Here is an 18,746-nt window from a genome sequence, read left to right on the forward strand (position 1 = left end):
ATCAGTAGTTTGAAATTTCGGCATGGTTTTAGAAAACCACTAAGTAACTTTTAAATATTACTATTATGAAAGCAATAACTACTTTTTTAGCATCTGCATTACTAGCTTTTTCATTAACGAGCTGTGATACAGAAATAGTGATAGGTGACGGATATAACGCTCCTACACTAAATGAAGTGCTTGCTTCTAGCGAGGTATGGTACGTAGATTTAAACAGCACACAAGGAACACCTAATGTGCCATTTATGACTCGAGCGTTTACGTTAAGTTTTGATTTTGGAACTGTGTATGCAAATAATAACCTAGTAGGTGTAGGAAGTGCAGGCGCAGGGTTAGGAATAGATGTAGGTTCTTATAATGCGGTTAATAATCAACTTGCTATTCTTCATGATATAGATGGGTTGCATGATTTTGAAGTCATAGTCAGGGCATACGACAGATTAGAACTGAGAGATCTACATAACAATACGAGATATTTTCTAGACGGTTATGATAGGGCAAACTTTGATTACGATCAGTTGTTTTATGACAACGTTCAGTATTTTTTGCAGGAATATCAAGCTTGGGAAAAAGTTTATACCAGTAATGTTGGGGCTATCAATGATTTTGACAGAGAAAACTACCTGAGATTCTTTCCAGGAAATAATGAAGATATTTTTGAAAGTTCTCAAGATAGAAACGGACTAAACTCAAGTAGTTTGTTTTGGGACTACAGCGGTGATTATACCGTCCGCGATCAGTCTCCAGGAAGTATTAACAAGCAATTAACGTTAGGTTATGATTTTATATGGAATGATTATTTCGATCTTTACATCGTAGATGATAGGACTATAGAATTGTTTCATATAGATAGCGGCACAACTTATAGATTTAAAGGTCGCGGTTATATACAATTAAAAAACGCTTCTAGCGTTAATAGTACAAAGAATAGAATGCTCGATTATAATAGAGCAATGGAAAATAAAAAATAATCAGGTAAAACTGATTTAAGATTTGGTTGGTTGGAAGCCGCCTGTGGAGCACTCTTTGCTCGCAGGCGGTTTTTTTTATGTTCAAATTTTTTGGGTTTCATGTTTCCATTCCCCAACACTAAAGAGAGCGGAAACATTTATTTTTTATTAGGATTATGAGAAACCTTACCCTTTAGGGCTGGGGAAAAGGTTTGGTTTTGGGTTTCATGTTTCCATTACCCAACCCTAAATGGTGCGCAAACATTTATTTTTTATTAGGATTATGAGATATCTTACCCTTTAGGGCTGGGGAAAAGGCTTTTATTGATTTTAAAACACCTAATCTATAATTCCATCTATTTCCCAGATATATATCTCTTAGGCGTTGTTCCGTATTTCTTTTTAAATGCACTTATAAAATGACTACCAGTAGAGTATCCTACTTTTAGGCCTACCTCATTTACATTATGCTGGCCGCTATCGAGCAACTGTCTAGCATAATCCATTTTATGACTTAGTGCAAAACCAAAAACCGTATCGCCATACACTTCCTTAAAACCTTCTTTTAATTTCTTAAGAGATAACCCTATCTCTATAGATAGCTCTTGTAGAGAAGGTAAATCGATCATGCGTTCTATTACTATTTCTTTGGCGCGTTTTATTTTGCGCATATTTTCTTCGTCAGCTAGAAATGGGCATGCCTCTAGATTTGCTTCTTCTTCGGTATTAAAATATAAGGATAGCAACTCATAGGACTTACCTTTAAAGTAAAGCTGTTTTATTGTATCGTTGAGGTTATAGTTCATTAACTGGTGCAAGGCAACAGCCATAGATGGAGATATTTTTCCATCTACATAGTATTTTTTATCCTTATTATCGGCACTCAAAAAGCTAACATGTTGCGCGTCTGGAGAAAAAAGAGAGTGAAATTTCTTAATAGAAACCAGTACAGATATAAACCATGTGTTAGGCGCTATACTTAAGTCCATAGGTAAGTCGCGTGACGGATTATATAGCAAGTAGGAATTCTGTTCTTTTAAATCTAGTTTGTAACTACCTTCATTAAAAGCTAGTTGCACGCTTCCTTTTAGACAGTAGTGAAACTGTAAAAAACTGCTATCGACATGATGTGAAAAAGTTGTTTTTTCTGCACTATCATTTTTTAAACGTATGACGTGAAATCCGTCTTCTATGATAGTTACCTCTCCAGCACCTTTAGCGATGTTTTCCATTTTCATTGTTATTTAAAACGACTCTAAATAAGTGTTATTCCGCTTTCGCGAAAGCGAGATAAGCACCATCAATAGTCTATTATACAGTTTGATAAAGCAAAGATAACTCATAGCGACGAAAAAGGATCGTTAAGCGTTATTTTTAAAGCCAATCCTCTGTTAATTTTGTCGACTACTACAGAAAGTAATTTATGGCCGCGGCAGCAGCATCACATTTCACATTTTACGCAATAGGAATTAGTTACCGCAAGGCAGACGCTGTCACGCGTGGCTCGTTTTCATTGAGTGCAGACGCTATTGATAACCTGCTGATACAGGCTAAGGCTGAAGGTATTCCTTCTCTAGCTGTAATCTCTACTTGTAACCGTACAGAGTTGTATGGATTTGCTCAACATCCTTTTCAATTAATTAAATTGTTATGTGAGCATTCTCATGGAACGGTAGAAGAGTTTGAGAAAATAGCTTACATCTATAAAAATGAAGCTGCAAATGACCATCTTTTTACAGTAGGAACTGGTCTGGATAGTCAGATTTTGGGAGATTTTGAGATTATAGGTCAGCTTAAAATGTCTTTTAAGAAATCAAAATCGTATCAATTAGTCAACCCTTATATGGAGCGATTAATTAATGCCGTAATACAAGCTAGTAAGCGCATTAAAACAGAAACAGATTTAAGTAGTGGTGCAACATCTGTAAGTTTTGCTAGTGTGCAGTACATCTTAGAGAATTTTGAAAAAGGATCTAATCAAAATATAACTTTATTCGGTACCGGTAAAATAGGACGCAATACTTGTGAAAACCTTATTAAACACACTGATAATAAGGAGATAACTCTTATTAATAGAACAAAGGATAAAGCTGAGCGTATTGCAGGTAAATTTGACCTAGTTGTAAAAGATTATGCGCAATTAGAAGAGCAAATTGCTCAAACTGATATTCTTATTGTGGCCACTGGAGCGCAAAATCCTACGGTTTCTAAAGATCTTATATTTACCAATAAACCTTTATTGATTTTAGATCTTTCTATTCCTAAGAATGTAAACGAGAATGTAAAAGAACTAAGTAATGTAAATCTAGTGCATCTAGATGAACTTTCTAGAATTACTAATCGCACCCTTCAAAATCGCGAGAACTTTATACCACAAGCGCATCAAATTATTAAAGAGATACATAGTGAGTTTAAATTATGGCAAGAGTCACGTCGTTTTGCACCTACTATGAATGCCTTAAAAACAAAGCTTTCTACTCTTAAAGAAGCAGAAATTAAAAGCAACAGGACTAAAATTACTGATTTTAATCAAGAACAAGCAGACCTTATTGCTGATAAAATTATACAGAAAATAGCCGGTCATTTTGCAAATCATTTGCGCAATGAAGAAGAAAGTACTGAAGAGGCTATCGAGTTACTAAATAAGGTTTTTAAGCTAGAGCAAATAAATTCCTAATAACCGTAGATTCTGGTTATGGAAATACTCTCAAATATTCAAGAGTTTATTAATGCAAACTTCGTTCGTCTGGGCTTTGTTATTATTCTATTTATCTACTTCCTATCGTTACTACCAAAAATATCGAGTAAGATTGCCTTACAAATAATGAGGTTTTTAATTCTAATTAACTGTTTATTTAATTGGTTACTGGTAATCACTTCATTTTTTACGGACCAGGAAATTTTTAGCTTAAATAGATTAAATGGTCCTTATTCTTCTTTCTATATAATAATGTTGTTAGGAAGTTTGATTCTTCCTTTAGTATTATTTATTCCTAAGGCGGGCAGTAAAGTATGGATTCTTTTCCTTGTAAGTCTTTTATCTAATATAGGTTTTTGGATGGAGCGTTGGGTTATTATAGTGACTTCTATACATCGTGATTATTTACCACCTACGCACACTGCTGGGATGGACCTTATGTTAGGTACACAAGCATTAGTTTTAGCTCATTCCTTATTTATTGCAGTTATATTTGTGCTTTTAGGAACATGGTTAGAAAACCACGCTGAAAAACTTAAATTAAAAACCACATTTTTTAAATAGATTTAAAAGTATGTCTAGTATAATAAGAATAGGAACCAGAGATAGTGAGCTTGCTATGTGGCAAGCAAAAACAGTGCAAGCACAGCTAGAGGCTTTGGGGCATAAAACGATCTTGCATCCTGTTAAATCTCAAGGAGATCTTAACTTAACAGAGCCTTTGTATGAAATGGGTATCACTGGTATTTTTACTAAAACACTAGATGTGGCGCTGGTAAAAGGTGAAATAGATATTGCCGTGCACAGTTTAAAAGATGTTCCTACACAATTGCCTAAAGGAATGGTCCAAGCAGCGGTTATGGAACGCGCTTCTTCTAAGGATATTCTCGTTTATAAAAGTAATTTTAATCCAGATGAAGAAACTACCATCGCGACTGGTAGTTTGCGTCGTAAATCACAATGGTTAGATTTATACAGTCATCATAACGTGGTAGATCTACGTGGTAATGTAAACACACGATTATCTAAGCTACATACTAATAAAGAATGGAGTGCTGCCATATTTGCCAAAGCAGGTCTGGATCGCATAGGTCTCCTAGCAAAATTAAAAGCAAATTACGGTTTTGAATATACTGACCTAGATAGTTTTATCCCAGCACCAGCACAAGGCGCGATGATGATCACTGCTATGGGAAACAATAAAGAAGTTTTAACTGCTATTGCGGCGCTTAACCATCAACAGACTGCTGTATGTGTAGATATGGAACGCGCATTCTTACGAGATCTAGAAGGTGGATGTACCGCGCCTATAGGTGCCATTGCCGTTGTGAAAGATGATCAATTATCGTTTAAAGGTACATTGATGAGTCTCGATGGCAAGCAACGTATAGATGTTAGTGATTCTATGCCATGGTTTGATAATGTAGATAAAGATGCATGTATCGCTTTCGCGAAAGCGCAATCACAAAAAGTTCTTTCTCAAGGAGGAAAAGAATTAATGGCAGAGATTAAAACAGAGTTAAAATAATTATATGAAAAAAGTATTCCTTGTATTGCTATTATTGATAGTCACTAGTTGTGGACAGTCTGGGAATACGGACCGTGTTATTGATGCTGAAGCTGTTGATTCTATACCTAAAAATCAAGAGATAAAAGCTAATGAAGAAATAGACTATACAGCTATAGCTTCTCAAAAAGCTGGTATAGATTGTAATGATGTTTATCATAGATCTCGTTTTAATGCAAAGCAATTAGATTCTATAATTTCACTTATTGTAGAACAAAATGTGGATGCGCCGCAAGTGAACACTCAATTTCTGAATTCGTTGTCAAAAATTGAAGTTAATGAATATGAGTTTTTAAAACCTATTGCTGCAATTATTGGCGAGAATAATACTGAAGCTGGTATTTATGAAGATTTTCAACATGATAGAACTCAAGAGGAATACAGGGTTTCTAATAAAGGATATCTTTTTTTTAAAGATAAAGATGTAGAATTTCCGTTTGCAGAATTTCTAAGTTATGAGTGCGATGGAGCTATTTCAAAGCACGCAGAGCATAACAATTCTTTATTTATACATTCTATTGATTCTAGGTTTGAAACGAAAGTAGATTCTATTCACTTGTATATGGATGAATGTTTAGAATATGTGAAGTATTCATTTTCTAAAAAAGATCAAAAAAAATTAATGATCGCCAGCCCTTTTAAATTAGAATTAGATTACAAAAGCGATCAAAATATTGATAGTTTAATAACTAAGTCATTTCATGATGCATGTTTAGATTGCCCAGCAGAATTAGAAAATTACAAAACATTTGCAGCTTTAAAAGGTTATCCAAATGTATACTTTACTTACAATGATAATTGGGAAGATAACGGTAAATTATATGCTCCTGGACGTTCTTTAATTTGGGTAGATGGAAAAGATATTAAAGTCTTGTGGAACGTGTATGCTGATCAATTTGGTTGTCCTTGCTTATAATAATTACGTACCTTTAATTTCTAAAAAACGATAAAAAATGGCTATTCAAGCACCTTTTAATCTTAATAAGTGGATAGAAGATAATAGAGATCTTTTAAAGCCACCAGTAGGTAATAAGAATCTGTATAAAGATGCAGGAGATTACATAGTAATGGTAGTGGCAGGTCCTAATGCTCGTAAAGATTACCATTATAATGAAACTGAAGAGCTTTTCTACCAATTAGAAGGTAATATAGAGGTTCATATTCAAGAAGATGGTAAGAAGCGTACTATGAAATTAGGGCCTGGTGATATGTATTTACATCCTGCTAAAGTGCCACATTCTCCTGTACGTCATGAAAACTCTATAGGTCTGGTAATAGAACGCAAGCGTCTAGAAGCTGGTGCAGTAGATGGTTTATTATGGTATTGTGATAATTGTAATCATAAATTGCACGAGACATTTTTTATTCTAGAAGATATAGAAAAAGATTTTCAGCCACGTTTTAGAGAGTTTTATGCAAGTGAAGAATTGCGCACCTGTGATAATTGCAATACAACCATGCCTACTGATCCTAGATTTGTCGAGTAAGAAGGTTTAGTTTTAATAACAAAAAAAATCCCAAACCTATAAAGTTTGGGATTTCTTGTAAAATATAAATAGGGATTTACATTTTAGGAAGCAATACTGCGTCTACTACGTGTATAATACCGTTAGATTGAGCTACGTCTGCAATAGTAACAGTTGCGCTACCACCGTTTGCGTCTGTTACAACTACTTTGTCACCACTAAGAGATAAAGTTAATTCAGATCCTGCTACTGTTTTTACAGTTGCTTTCCCATTGTTCTTTTTGATTAACGCAACTACATCTGCTGCATTAAATTTTCCTGCAATTACGTGGTAAGTAAGTATACCTTGTAATTTTTCTTTGTTTTCTGGTTTTACAAGAGTTTCTACTGTCCCTGCTGGTAATGCTTCAAAAGCAGCATTAGTTGGAGCAAATACAGTAAATGGTCCTGTACTAGATAGTACATCTACTAGGTCTGCAGCTTTTACAGCAGCTACTAGTGTTGTGTGGTCTTTTGAATTTACAGCGTTTTCTACAATTGTTTTAGAAGGATACATTTCAGCACCACCTACGATTACTGTTTTTTCTTTCATCATTTTACCCTCTTGAGCAAATGTTGATTGTCCTGCAAATAATGCAACTGCTACGAGCGCTATGCTCAAAAAATTTGACTTTTTCATAATTGTTTGTTTTAGTTATGTCGTTAATACGTATGATATACTCGCTTAGTATGCGTATGGTTTTCTAACTAACGTGTTTTAACGCTCTATTAACCTAAAACAGCCTTTTTTAAGACACTTTGTGAAAACAAGATGATTTCAATCAAAAACACCTTAATTAAATATTAATTAAGGTGTTTAAGGTTTTGTAAATAAGTCAATTAGAACTGTTTTTAACAGTGTAAATTGATGCTTATAATAGGGTTATAATGAAAAATATAGCAATTTAAGAAAGTAATATACCTTCTTGTTTCATTATTGGTAAAGCAGTGAAATGGTCCTCACTTATAGAGTGTGGTGCTGCAGTAAATACATGGTCATATAGAGTAGGTCCAATAAAATAAGTGAGAATAAATTCATTCTTAAATGGAAATACGTCTTCCATGATCAGTTCTACTTTTAAAGCAGATTTTGCTGCAACTAATTTGAAGGCGTGTCTAAATGTAGATGTCTTGCGACCGTCTTCATGTTTACCACGACTCATGATCATGATAGATTCAATAGGTTCTAGACTGTCATTAATTAAGTACACGATCCAGTCTTGTGCTGTTTTTTCTTTATTATCTTCTTTTACGATAGCGATGTAAACGTCCTTTACCACTGGTATAACGATGTCTTTTTTCATAAATTGATGTATTGATTAGTATCTATAAAAGATAGCGCGACTACATTATTAAATAGCTTTCATTTTAGATTCTAACGCATTAATAAGGTCTGGTGTAGTGGTGATTTCATTCATTTCACCAGCGCTCATAAAAATTTCAAAACCAGAATCTGTCTCAGGAGTTTTTAAAAGAATACAAGGGTATTCATATTTAGGCAGCCACTTTGAGGCATATTCTTTCTCAAATTCATCTATGTGTAAGAACTTTAATTCTATCGATGGATATGTGTTAGTTACGCTTTCGCGAAAGCGTGCCCATTCTGCATTTTCTTTAAAAATACCATAAGTAAGATCGCAAAGTCTGCACTCATAAGTTTTGGGACTTATTATTTTATGCGCGCTATCTAGCCATGCATTAAGCTTACCAGAGTTTGCATTGTAAACAAAAATGAGTTGTGATTTCACGATACTAATTTTTATAAAGCGTTAGAAAACTGCTTGAGAAAACGCACATCGTTTTCAAAGAACATACGTATATCACCTATCTGATATAACAACATTGCGATACGTTCTACACCCATACCAAATGCAAAACCACTGTACTCCTCTGGGTCGATACCGCAATTAGTAAGTACAGCAGGATCTACCATACCACAACCACCTATTTCTAGCCAGCCAGTACCTTTAGTTATTTTATAATCTGTTTCTGTTTCTAGACCCCAATAAATATCAATCTCAGCACTAGGCTCTGTAAAAGGGAAATAAGATGGACGCAAGCGTATTTTAGACTTACCGAACATTTCTTGAGTGAAATACAGTAAAGTCTGCTTCATGTCTGCAAAGCTTACATCCTTATCTATATAAAGTCCTTCTACCTGATGGAATATACAGTGTGCACGAGCACTTATCGCTTCATTACGGAAAACACGACCTGGAGAAATAGTTCTTATAGGTGGTTTATTATCTTCCATATAACGCACCTGTACACTAGAGGTGTGCGTTCTTAATAATACATCTGGATCTGTCTGTATAAAAAACGTGTCTTGCATATCACGAGCTGGGTGATGTGCAGGTAAATTAAGTGCGGTAAAGTTGTGCCAGTCGTCTTCTATTTCGGGACCTTCACTTACATTAAAACCTATGCGAGAGAATACATCAATAATCTGTTTTTTTACTATAGATATAGGGTGTCTTGCACCTATTTCCATGGGATATGCAGTACGAGTAAGGTCGCCGTAAATTCCAGCTTCTTCTTCCTTAGACTCTATAGTTTCTTTTAGAGATTCAACCTTTTCTTTGGCCTTTTCTTTAAGTTCATTGATTGCCTGACCGAATGCTTTCTTCTGCTCGTTAGGGACTTCTTTAAACTTTGCAAATAAATCCTTGAGTAATCCTTTACTACCTAGGTATTCAATTCTAAAAGCCTCGATAGACTCTTTAGAATCTGCTTTAAAGGCTTGTACTTTCTCAATATGTTCTTTTACTTTATCCAGCATGATCTCACGTTATAAGCTGGCAAATTTAATCATTTTTAAGGTGCTTTCTAGTCATATATCGCTCAGAATTCTCGTTGTCCATATAAATGTATCTCATTAAGAAAAACACAGCTATACCACCGAAGGTATGCCACAACCAGTGAGTGCCCATATATAGAAACTCTATGTCGTATTTTTTATCTAGAGTTCTAAAAGAAACTGCGGTAATAAAGGAAAGTAGAGCAAATGCTATAAATTTAAAATGCTTCCATTTATGACGGTAGGCATATAGAAAAATAGGAAGTAATACGGCAATAGCGGTGCCTATATAGCCTATAGAGTTGCGATAACCTTTGGGTATAGGTAATATTCTAGGGATGATGTTTAGTCCTAAGATAGCTAGACCTAATGCGATCTTTTCCCAAGAACTTACTGGAGACCTAAATATGAAATATAGAGAACAGGCAAAACACAGCACGACTATGGGAACCCAATCTAATAAGAGCCAAAACTCATCACTACGAGTGGCGTGATAGATAGTGCCGCCTATAAATCCTGCTAGGAAAACAGGCATGCAACAGGATAAAAACCAGTGTTTCTTTTTTGACTTATAAATTAAAATACTGAAATAAATAATGGAGGCTAGAAAAATAAGGTTGCTAGCCGTGTTGAATGGTTCCACAGGGAATCGTCCCATTATGGTTTCTTTGTAAATAGGACCGCTATCATTTACTTGTTGCAGCAAGAAGTTGATCATATGTAGGCTGTTTTTAGCGACAAATAAAGGGTTTTTGATAGGTATTTATGGTTAAATGAAAGTAAAAAGTTACGCTTTCGCGAAAGCGGAAACGTTAAAAATTAATGAGTTAGATACGTTGACCTCAATTTCTTAATAACTAGTTACCCCAAGTGCTTGATCGTTTTGTTTTAATTTTTATGTTTGTGACATGCAAATCGCTACTTACATATCAGATTTATTGTACCGCCACGAGTGTGTAGTTGTTCCAGGTTTTGGAGCTTTTATCTCACGTCGCGTTCCTGCACAACATTTTGCTAGCAGTCATACTATATATCCACCTAAAAAAGGATTGAGTTTTAATGCTCAAATCCAACAAAATGATGGGTTACTGGCTAACTATATAGCAAGTGTTGCAAATCTGACTTATGATGAGTCTATTCAAGAGATACGTAATTATGTACGTTTTCTAGATCAAGAAATGGATAGGAATGGTTCAATAACTATACATAAGGTAGGTCGTTTTTCTCGTAATGAAGAAAAGGCGTTACAGTTTACACCTATGTATCTGGTTAATTATTTGCCAGAAGCTTTTGGCCTTACTTCTCACGAGACATTTGCTATCGATAGACTTCCAGTTGCACCGGTTACTGTTGCTGAAGAAGAAATGGTTGTAGAAGAAGTTTCTGTTGTAGAGTTAGAAACTGCTAAAACTAATTCTGGTTCCTGGATACGTTATGCTGCGGCAGGTGTTATTCTTTTAGGATTAGGTCTTGGTTTTAAAGGTTATCAAACTCAAGTGAAAACCGATGCCCTTGCAGTAGAACAGTTGTCTACTGATAAAGTGAATTCTACTATAGAAAGTGCAAGTTTTTTAATTAATGAACCTTTACCTACTATATCTATAGATGTTGCACCGTTAACAAAAAACTTTCATGTAGTTGCTGGCGCTTTCCGTGATCCTGCAAATGCAGACAAGCGTGTTGCTCAATTAAAACGTAAAGGTTTTGATGCAAAACGTATAGGTGTTAATTCTTATGGTCTCCATAATGTTGCATTTTCTAGTTTTGTAGATCGTGATGACGCAACTAATGAGCTTAATAAATTAAGAGCCCTTGGTTTTGATAAGGCTTGGTTATTTACTGGTAGTTTACCTAAATAAGATTTCAATTACTTTTATCGATTCATAATATGAACTACCTACTTACAGGAGAATCTACGGTGCGTTCTACTTTCAGACTCTTAAAGAGAGAAGATTATCAAACATGGTTACCTATATTTAAAGAAGAGGATACCGGTCGGTTTCTAGGGATGAAGCAAGGTCTAACCGCTCAAGAACAATGTGATGTGTGGTTTGAAAAAGCTTTCTGGCGATATGATAAAGGTACTAGTGGTATGAATGTGATGATACATAAAGAGACTAATGAATTTATAGGTCAGTCAGGTTTACTAGTCCAGACTGTAAATGGATTAAAAAGACTAGAAGTAGGATATTCTATTTTACCTCATTTCTGGAAACAGGGATTTGCAAAAGAGGCTGCAGTAAGGTTGAGAGACCTAGCATTTGAAAGAGGATACGATAAGAATTTTGGTAACAGTCTAGTTTCTGTAATTCATGAAGATAATATAGGTTCCATAAAAGTTGCTTTGCACAACGGCATGTCTCTAGAGTCTGACTATATAGATAGTACAATTACCGATCGTTTTTTAGTTTACTCTATCAACAGAAAAACATGGGAACAGATTAAAAAGGACTAATAAATCAGGTCTTAATAACAAATTAATAATCACAGCAGTAGAATTGTTTATTTTTACGTGATCAAATCAACTTATCATGACATTACTTATTATCTATGCCGTTGTTTCTATTTTCTTTTCATTTCTGTGTTCTATACTAGAAGCAGTTTTGTTAAGTGTCACAGGAACATTTGTAAAGGTAAAGGAGCAGGAAGGTGCTTCTTATATTTCTTCTTTGAAAATCTTAAAAGAAGATGTGGATAAACCATTAATCGCTATTCTTACTTTAAACACGCTAGCGCATACGGTAGGTGCTATTCTAGTCGGAGTACAAGCTGAAGCATTAGTAGGAGAAGGTTATCGTGCTGACGTTTTTGGAATTCCATTAGTAGGTGTGGTGTCAGCAATTATGACGGTATTAATTCTAGTAGTTTCTGAAATTATACCTAAAACCATAGGGGCGACTTACTGGAAAGGTCTTGCTGGTTTTACGACTCGCGCTCTTAATATCATGATTTTCCCATTGAAATGGACTGGAATTTTATGGGTGCTCCAATTAACAACTAAGGCTATCGGTAAAAGTGCGCACATGAATTCAATGACTCGTGAGGATTTTGTTGCCATAACTGAAACAGCAGAACAAGAAGGTGTTTTTGAACCTACAGAAGGTCAGTACATTAAAAGTTTAATGAATTTTAATAGCATTATGGTGCAGGATATTATGACTCCTAGGTCGGTTATGTTTATGGCGCCACAAACTACTCTTATTAGAGATTTCTTTGATCAAAATCAAGACTTGAGATTTTCTCGTATTCCTATATTCGGTGCAAATAGAGATGATATTAAAGGGTATGTTCTTAAGGATCATATACTGTCTGATATTATTAATGACAAACCTGCAAATACACTTGAAGACCTAAAAAGGGAAATCACGATGGTGCCTGCTAGTTTGCCTATCCCACAGTTATTTGAAACCATGATCGCTACTAAAGAACACATCGCACTTGCGGTAGATGATTTTGGTAGTATTCAAGGTGTCGCTACTATGGAAGATGTTATAGAGAGTATGTTAGGTCTTGAGATTATGGACGAGAGTGATAAAGTAGAAGACATGCAACAACTTGCTCGTAAGAATTGGGAAAAGCGTAACAAGTAGTCTTAGTAATCAGTTGTATTTAATTCTTGAGAAATGATTTTTTATTATCTAACTGTTGCGGTACAGATATTTTGCTGTTATCATGCCTATAAGAATAGAAGTGAAGTATATTGGTATGCGATCATATTTCTTCTTCCGGTTATAGGGAGTCTTATTTATCTAGTGCTTAATGTACTTAAGAAGAATGACGCTCAAGTAATTACCGACGAGATTACTACAGTCATTAATCCGACTAAAAAGATTAACGACCTTATTAATAAAGTGAAGTTTTCTGACACCTTTGCAAATCGTGTTGCACTAGCTGATGCTTATTTTAATAAACAAGAATATCAAAAAGCATTAGATAATTATGAGACTGTTTTGGGCGGTGCTCATAAGGATGATGCCTATGTACAAGAGCAACTAGTGATAACTCATTATCATCTTAAAAACTATAATAAGGTTATCGAGGTCGCTAGATCTTTAAAACCCAATTCAGAGTTAAGAGCGTCCAAGGTTCATTTCTTTCTTGGGTTATCTTATAAGGAATTAGGTAAGTTAAATAATGCCGAAAAGCAATTGAGATCTCTCGATGTTAGATATTCTCACTATCCAGAGCGACTAGTTTTAGCTCAATTTTTAATAGATCGCAAGAAGCCAGAGGCAGCAAAGGAACTTATAGAAGAGCTTCTTACAGAGTACAGTCATATGAGTAAGCCTAATGTAAAATTGCATAGAAATACTTTTGCCGAGGTGAAAAGACTTCATAGCACTTTGGTTTAAGCTTATATATAAAGATTGTTTTTTAAATCCTCTTCATTTTCCACAGCTACTAGAGTAGATTCTTTAAAGACATAACAAGAGTCTGACATCTCTAGTACGTTATCATAGTAATGATCACTCATCAGAATACCTCTTCTAGGTTTTACTGTTTTAATAATCTCTTTTACACGTTCTATTTGAATAGGCGCTAGCATAGAAAATGGCTCGTCCAGTAAAATAAATGGTCGCTCTGAGTTGATGACCAATAAGAATTCTAAAAATCGTCGTTCTCCTATAGAAAGAGCTTTTACTTTTACGTGATGTACTTTATGAATAAGTGGCTCGTATAAGATCTTGTCCTGGTCTTTAGGATCTGGATACCACATTTGTACTGCATCTACTACAGTTCTTGCACCTATCATAAATGTATCTTGAGGCAAATAAGCAACGAGTTGGTGTTTTAGATGATCACGTAATTGAATAGGTTTTCCATCAAAATGAGCCACGGTATCTGCTTTTGATTTTCCAAAAATAACATTCATCAAAGAAGATTTTCCACAACCGTTTCTACCTAAAAGTCCTGTAATCTTTCCTTTTTCAAGTGTTAAATCCAAGTTATTAATCAAAGTCATTTTTTTAAATCGGCCTACTTTGTATCTATCGATATGAATATGAAGTCTAGACATAGTCCTTAATCAACCAAATGAGTGAAAATGCTACTAGAGAAAACAAAATATGCCCAACATAAGCAAATGTGTACCGTTGTACATTAGAAATTGCTAAATTTTGAAAAACATATTCTTCTGGTTTATGAATATTTTTTTGAGCTAGTAACCCAACTATAAAGCCACCAGTTAGAAATACAAAAAGAGTAGAATAAGGATCGCCTTTTGCGAGGCTTAAAAAGGAGAAGCAACTGTTGTAAAGCATTACTCGCCAGGTAAACCAGAGATTAATTTTATGGTACCACATGCGTTAATTAAATTCTTTTAGTTAGTTCTATACTCTCATTTTTAACGCTTTAATTAACAATCTATTATTGTGAAACGGGATTACTTTTTAAAAGATTCTAAAATCTCTTGATACGTTTTAGTATTATCAGGGTGAGATTCTAAATATTCATAAACCTGTCCTATCACATTTTTTGAAGCGCCTAATTCTTGAAAAAGGTTGATGTCTTGATTCCAGTTTTTGAGACTTCCTTTGCGCGTGGCAAGAGTTTCAGATAGTAAAGTAATTTTCTTTACTTGTGTGAAGCCGCTTGTTGCTTTAATTTTTTCTATTTGAGTAAATAAATCTTCAAAAGTCAGTTGTTCTATTTGCTTCCCTTTGGTCATCTTGCGCAACATGGCAGACATAGACTCCATGCGGCCAAAGAATTTTACATCAAACTCATCTAAACCACACTCCTTTAGACGGCTTATTTCTTTTCTTAGACTAGATTCATCTTGAAAACTTCCATTGATTAAAAAGTCTAATTTGCTACTTAATAATATCTTACAATTATCAGTTAATGGTAGTTCTACTGTAGTCTCTTTTTCTTGAGCATTGCTCAAAAAGGTGATGAAAATAAATAAAAAGATAAAAGGCAGTCTGGTCTTCATAATGTAGTTAACGATGCTTTTGCAAAGTTCGCATATCTTAAGACAAAGAAAGTGCCAAAACTTTTATTTTCTACAAAATTTAATTTTTAACATAGAAGAAACTGATAGATTTATTTTGTTCTTTAAATACCGTATATGTAGTCAATAGTTCTTTAATGTTAATAATAGTTAGTATTTTAGTTGTTTAAGTAAGAATATATTAAATTTATAACTTAACCTTTAAATATTTAACTTATGGCTTACTCTACTAAACCTAAAATGTGGTTTTGGATCGTGACGATCCTCTTTCTAGTTTGGAATCTTATGGGTGTCGGCGCATGGACTGCCGAGGCTATGGGAAGTACAGAAACTCTTATGGAGAATTATACTGCCGAGCAAGTCGCTTTTTATACCAGCTTCCCGATTTGGTATACTTGGGCATATGGAATAGCGGTATTTGCAGGTGTGTTTTGTTGTGTAGGGTTATTGTTTAAAAGAAAACAAGCCGTTATGCTAGCTTTAATCTCTTTACTAGCCGTGGTAATTTGTAGAATTTATGACCTTTCTGTAGATGCATGGAATATGATGGAAACTGCAGACCGTACTTTCTTTATAGTTGTCCCTGTATTATCAGTGGCACTTTGGTTATTTGCTCGTAGTATTAAAAGTAAAGGTTGGCTCAAATAAATGATTAACCAGCTGGATTAAGAGAGGTTTTACATAAAAATCTCTCGTGCTGCTCTAAAAGTATTGGCATGTGCCTCGATAATGGTTTTAATTTCTGGAGAATAACCGCCGCCCATACTGCATTGTATAGGTGGGAAAGAGTTATTTTGTGATCTCGCTTTCGCGAAAGCGGACAACGCAAATTCATCTCTTCTTTTACAACCTTCTAGACTCATACTTAATCTACCTAATTTGTCACTCTCTAGGACATCTACACCACATAGGTAAAATATGAAATCTGGTTTTTCTTGATGGATGAGATCTGGTAATGTGTTTTTAAGTTCGTTGAGATAATAGTCGTCACCTGATCCATCTGGTACAGCAATGTCTAAATCTGATTGTTCTTTTTTAAATGGATAATTTCCCGCACCATGCATGGAAAATGTAAAAACACTGTCATCGTTTTGAAATATTTGAGCAGTGCCGTTTCCTTGATGCACGTCTAGATCTACAATTAAAATTTTGTCGGCAAGATGGTGGTGTTGCAAATACCTTGCAGCGATAGCCTGGTCATTTAATAGACAGAATGCTTCTCCATGATCGGTATAAGCGTGGTGTGTGCCTCCTGCTATATTCATAGCGATGCGGTGATCATATGCCTTGATGCAGCCATCTATGGTACCTTGTGCAATGCGCAATTCACGTTCTACTAATAATTCACTGAATGGAAATCCGGTCTTTCTTATAGCTTTCTTATCTAAAGTAAGCTCTTTTAAATCTTTAAGATACTGATCGGTATGAACTCTTAAGACATCTATATCAGGACATAGTTTGCTAGGCTCAAAAAAGTCTGAAGCAGTAGCTGTTCCTTCATGTAGTAATTGTTGAGTTAACAATTCATACTTAATCATGGGAAAGCGATGTCTGTCTGGGAGCATATGCTGGTAGATAGAATGATAAGCTATAGGAAACAATGAAGTGTTGTTTTAGATTATTTTATAGTATTTTCAAAAATAAGTCTTAGTAAGGTGAATAGAATTACATCTATTTGAAATTTAAAACACATTTATTTTAACGACCACTTACTGTCAATTATCTTTGCAATAAATAGTATTTTATCAAATCACTTTTTGCAATTTTAATGTTAATGACTTTTGCCATGCGACCAGCATATCAGGCGAGTTATTATCTCTATTTTCAAATGAATATAGATGTGATAGTGGCAAAGTATTGCGTGAATAAAGAAAGACCGCAATTAAAATGCAATGGTAAGTGCCATCTTAACAAGCAAATTACACTAGCTGCTCAAGAAGACGCTGGTACAAATTCTAAGACTGTACAGCTGGCAAATGCTTTTTACCCTATTTTTTTTCAGGTAATAGATAATGATTATTTGACACCTGTTTTCAGTACTCATATTCATAATAACTTCAGTTATCATAATTCTTACAGGTACTCTAGGTCTTGGAGTTACAATCCGCCTCCTAGATTACTTTCTTAATTACTTCAGTTTTACTTATTCTATGCCATCGCTTTGATGGGATATTCTCTTAATTACTTATGCCTCTAAAAAGAAATAGGCGTGAGTAGAAATATATTACTATGAAAAAATTTCAATTTATAGCTGTACTGCTTGCTGGTATGTCAGCTTTCGCGCAAAGCGATAACAACACAACATCTACAGAACATACTTACAATGGTAACCGACCAGATGGTCATGCGCCTATTAATGTAATGGGTGACCATACACATGCTAAGGGAGAATTTATGTTCTCTTATAGATTTGCCACAACTACTATGAAGGATTTAAAAAGAGGTAGTGAAGATGTTTCTTTTGAGAGTGTTTTACTACCTAACGGTGGCGATTATATGGTTACTCCTACAGAGATGACCATGAATATGCATATGCTAGGTGCTATGTATGCGCCTACAGATAAGTTAACGCTTATGGCAATGACTATGTATATGGATATGAGCATGGAGCATTTAACAGCTATGGGTGGTACTTTTACTACAGAGTCTAGTGGATTAGGAGATACATCACTGTCAGCTTTATACCAGTTTTTTAAGAAGCCTACTTATAGACTTCATGCACAGTTAGGAGTTTCTATTCCTACAGGTTCTATCGATAATGAAGATGTGATTCCTGCGAGTATGGGTAATGATGTAGTTTTGCCTTATCCTATGCAGGTAGGTAGTGGTACTTATAGCGGTATTCTTGCTGTTACTTATTTAGGACAAAGCAAGAATTTTTCTTGGGGTTCTCAAATGAGAGGTGAAAAAAGATTCAGCGATAACGATAATGGTTATACGCTAGGAGATCGTTTAAACTGGAATAACTGGGCTGCTTACAAGGCAACAGACTGGTTAAGCGTGTCAACTCGTATAGAGGCAGTTAAGGTAGAGGATATTGATGGCGCAAACCCTGACTTGAATCCGCTTATGGTTATTACAGCAGACACTCGCAATTCTGGTGGTAGCTGGTTAAATGGTGGGCTAGGTGTTAATCTTTATGCGCCTTCTGGATCATTAAAAGGTTTTAGATTAGGCTTAGAATATAGCTTACCTATTGTACAAGAATTTAACGGTGTACAACTTAAGAATCAAGACGTGTTTACTGCAGGATTGCAATACGCATTTTAATTTATA

At 34.9% G+C, this 18,746-nt stretch carries 22 protein-coding genes; 13 read left to right on the forward strand and 9 right to left on the reverse strand.

What is annotated here, in order from left to right; all coding sequences use genetic code 11:
• Nucleotides 1–65 precede the first annotated feature (65 nt).
• Nucleotides 66–971 carry a nicotinic acid mononucleotide adenyltransferase gene (locus ACJJVN_RS13805; RefSeq protein WP_405378785.1) on the forward strand — a complete coding sequence of 302 codons (906 nt, stop codon included), beginning with the start codon at nucleotides 66–68 and terminating at the stop codon, nucleotides 969–971.
• A 335-nt stretch (nucleotides 972–1,306) separates the two neighbouring features.
• Here ACJJVN_RS13805 and ACJJVN_RS13810 read toward each other — a convergent pair whose 3' ends face one another.
• Nucleotides 1,307–2,182: an AraC family transcriptional regulator gene (locus tag ACJJVN_RS13810; RefSeq protein ID WP_104514430.1), complete on the reverse strand. Its 876-nt coding sequence runs from the start codon at nucleotides 2,180–2,182 to the stop codon at nucleotides 1,307–1,309.
• A gap of 191 nt (nucleotides 2,183–2,373) precedes the next feature.
• Here ACJJVN_RS13810 and hemA point away from each other — a divergent pair, with 191 nt between their 5' ends.
• From hemA to ACJJVN_RS13835, 5 genes are read left to right on the forward strand one after another with little or no spacing between them, the layout of a single operon-like run.
• A complete protein-coding gene (hemA, locus tag ACJJVN_RS13815; RefSeq protein ID WP_405378786.1) occupies nucleotides 2,374–3,627 on the forward strand; it encodes a glutamyl-tRNA reductase in 1,254 nt (417 codons plus the stop codon).
• 18 nt (nucleotides 3,628–3,645) lie between these two features.
• Nucleotides 3,646–4,212 carry a hypothetical protein gene (locus ACJJVN_RS13820; protein ID WP_405378788.1) on the forward strand — a complete coding sequence of 189 codons (567 nt, stop codon included), beginning with the start codon at nucleotides 3,646–3,648 and terminating at the stop codon, nucleotides 4,210–4,212.
• 10 nt (nucleotides 4,213–4,222) lie between these two features.
• Nucleotides 4,223–5,176, forward strand: a complete 954-nt coding sequence (gene hemC / locus ACJJVN_RS13825; RefSeq protein ID WP_405378791.1) for a hydroxymethylbilane synthase — start codon at nucleotides 4,223–4,225, stop codon at nucleotides 5,174–5,176.
• Nucleotides 5,177–5,180: 4 nt separating this feature from the next.
• Nucleotides 5,181–6,131, forward strand: coding sequence for a hypothetical protein (locus ACJJVN_RS13830; protein ID WP_405369944.1), 951 nt, complete (start codon nucleotides 5,181–5,183; stop codon nucleotides 6,129–6,131).
• A 37-nt stretch (nucleotides 6,132–6,168) separates the two neighbouring features.
• Nucleotides 6,169–6,702: a 3-hydroxyanthranilate 3,4-dioxygenase gene (locus tag ACJJVN_RS13835; RefSeq protein ID WP_405378794.1), complete on the forward strand. Its 534-nt coding sequence runs from the start codon at nucleotides 6,169–6,171 to the stop codon at nucleotides 6,700–6,702.
• Between the two features lie 76 nt (nucleotides 6,703–6,778).
• On the opposite strand, the gene ACJJVN_RS13840 is transcribed toward ACJJVN_RS13835, so the two are convergent.
• The 5 genes from ACJJVN_RS13840 to ACJJVN_RS13860 form a co-directional block, all read right to left on the reverse strand.
• Complete coding sequence (locus tag ACJJVN_RS13840) at nucleotides 6,779–7,360, reverse strand: fasciclin domain-containing protein (protein ID WP_405378797.1); 582 nt, start codon at nucleotides 7,358–7,360, stop codon at nucleotides 6,779–6,781.
• A gap of 265 nt (nucleotides 7,361–7,625) precedes the next feature.
• On the reverse strand, nucleotides 7,626–8,024 hold the full coding sequence (locus ACJJVN_RS13845; protein WP_405378800.1) for a hypothetical protein: 399 nt from the start codon (nucleotides 8,022–8,024) through the stop codon (nucleotides 7,626–7,628).
• 48 nt (nucleotides 8,025–8,072) lie between these two features.
• A complete protein-coding gene (locus tag ACJJVN_RS13850; protein WP_104514437.1) occupies nucleotides 8,073–8,468 on the reverse strand; it encodes a GTPase in 396 nt (131 codons plus the stop codon).
• A gap of 11 nt (nucleotides 8,469–8,479) precedes the next feature.
• Nucleotides 8,480–9,499 (reverse strand): phenylalanine--tRNA ligase subunit alpha, encoded by a 1,020-nt coding sequence (pheS, locus tag ACJJVN_RS13855; protein ID WP_405378803.1) that lies wholly within the window; start codon nucleotides 9,497–9,499, stop codon nucleotides 8,480–8,482.
• A 25-nt stretch (nucleotides 9,500–9,524) separates the two neighbouring features.
• Nucleotides 9,525–10,235, reverse strand: coding sequence for a hypothetical protein (locus tag ACJJVN_RS13860; protein WP_405378806.1), 711 nt, complete (start codon nucleotides 10,233–10,235; stop codon nucleotides 9,525–9,527).
• A gap of 190 nt (nucleotides 10,236–10,425) precedes the next feature.
• Here ACJJVN_RS13860 and ACJJVN_RS13865 point away from each other — a divergent pair, with 190 nt between their 5' ends.
• The 4 genes from ACJJVN_RS13865 to ACJJVN_RS13880 all read left to right on the forward strand — a co-directional run bounded on the left by ACJJVN_RS13865 (nucleotide 10,426) and on the right by ACJJVN_RS13880 (nucleotide 13,869).
• The gene (locus ACJJVN_RS13865; protein WP_405378809.1) at nucleotides 10,426–11,376 is read left to right on the forward strand and encodes an SPOR domain-containing protein; all 951 of its coding nucleotides are present in this window, start codon (nucleotides 10,426–10,428) and stop codon (nucleotides 11,374–11,376) included.
• Nucleotides 11,377–11,405: 29 nt separating this feature from the next.
• Nucleotides 11,406–11,972 (forward strand): GNAT family N-acetyltransferase, encoded by a 567-nt coding sequence (locus ACJJVN_RS13870; protein WP_405378812.1) that lies wholly within the window; start codon nucleotides 11,406–11,408, stop codon nucleotides 11,970–11,972.
• 76 nt (nucleotides 11,973–12,048) lie between these two features.
• The gene (locus ACJJVN_RS13875) at nucleotides 12,049–13,107 is read left to right on the forward strand and encodes a CNNM domain-containing protein (RefSeq protein ID WP_104514443.1); all 1,059 of its coding nucleotides are present in this window, start codon (nucleotides 12,049–12,051) and stop codon (nucleotides 13,105–13,107) included.
• A gap of 33 nt (nucleotides 13,108–13,140) precedes the next feature.
• Nucleotides 13,141–13,869 carry a hypothetical protein gene (locus ACJJVN_RS13880; RefSeq protein ID WP_104514444.1) on the forward strand — a complete coding sequence of 243 codons (729 nt, stop codon included), beginning with the start codon at nucleotides 13,141–13,143 and terminating at the stop codon, nucleotides 13,867–13,869.
• 2 nt (nucleotides 13,870–13,871) lie between these two features.
• Here the strand turns inward: ACJJVN_RS13880 and ACJJVN_RS13885 are convergent, their stop codons facing one another.
• Nucleotides 13,872–14,474: an ATP-binding cassette domain-containing protein gene (locus ACJJVN_RS13885; RefSeq protein ID WP_405378817.1), complete on the reverse strand. Its 603-nt coding sequence runs from the start codon at nucleotides 14,472–14,474 to the stop codon at nucleotides 13,872–13,874.
• Nucleotides 14,475–14,900: 426 nt separating this feature from the next.
• The gene (locus ACJJVN_RS13890) at nucleotides 14,901–15,452 is read right to left on the reverse strand and encodes a hypothetical protein (protein WP_405378820.1); all 552 of its coding nucleotides are present in this window, start codon (nucleotides 15,450–15,452) and stop codon (nucleotides 14,901–14,903) included.
• A gap of 234 nt (nucleotides 15,453–15,686) precedes the next feature.
• Here ACJJVN_RS13890 and ACJJVN_RS13895 point away from each other — a divergent pair, with 234 nt between their 5' ends.
• Complete coding sequence (locus ACJJVN_RS13895) at nucleotides 15,687–16,118, forward strand: hypothetical protein (protein ID WP_405378822.1); 432 nt, start codon at nucleotides 15,687–15,689, stop codon at nucleotides 16,116–16,118.
• Between the two features lie 29 nt (nucleotides 16,119–16,147).
• Here ACJJVN_RS13895 and ACJJVN_RS13900 read toward each other — a convergent pair whose 3' ends face one another.
• Nucleotides 16,148–17,071 (reverse strand): histone deacetylase, encoded by a 924-nt coding sequence (locus ACJJVN_RS13900; RefSeq protein WP_405378824.1) that lies wholly within the window; start codon nucleotides 17,069–17,071, stop codon nucleotides 16,148–16,150.
• Nucleotides 17,072–17,256: 185 nt separating this feature from the next.
• Between ACJJVN_RS13900 and ACJJVN_RS13905 the strand changes: the two genes are divergently transcribed.
• On the forward strand, nucleotides 17,257–17,598 hold the full coding sequence (locus tag ACJJVN_RS13905; RefSeq protein ID WP_405378827.1) for a hypothetical protein: 342 nt from the start codon (nucleotides 17,257–17,259) through the stop codon (nucleotides 17,596–17,598).
• Between the two features lie 101 nt (nucleotides 17,599–17,699).
• Nucleotides 17,700–18,740, forward strand: coding sequence for a transporter (locus ACJJVN_RS13910; RefSeq protein WP_104514451.1), 1,041 nt, complete (start codon nucleotides 17,700–17,702; stop codon nucleotides 18,738–18,740).
• Nucleotides 18,741–18,746: the final 6 nt, after the last annotated feature.

The sequence above is a fragment of the Nonlabens sp. Asnod3-A02 genome (assembly GCF_045063755.1).
Lineage (GTDB): Bacteria > Bacteroidota > Bacteroidia > Flavobacteriales > Flavobacteriaceae > Nonlabens > Nonlabens xylanidelens.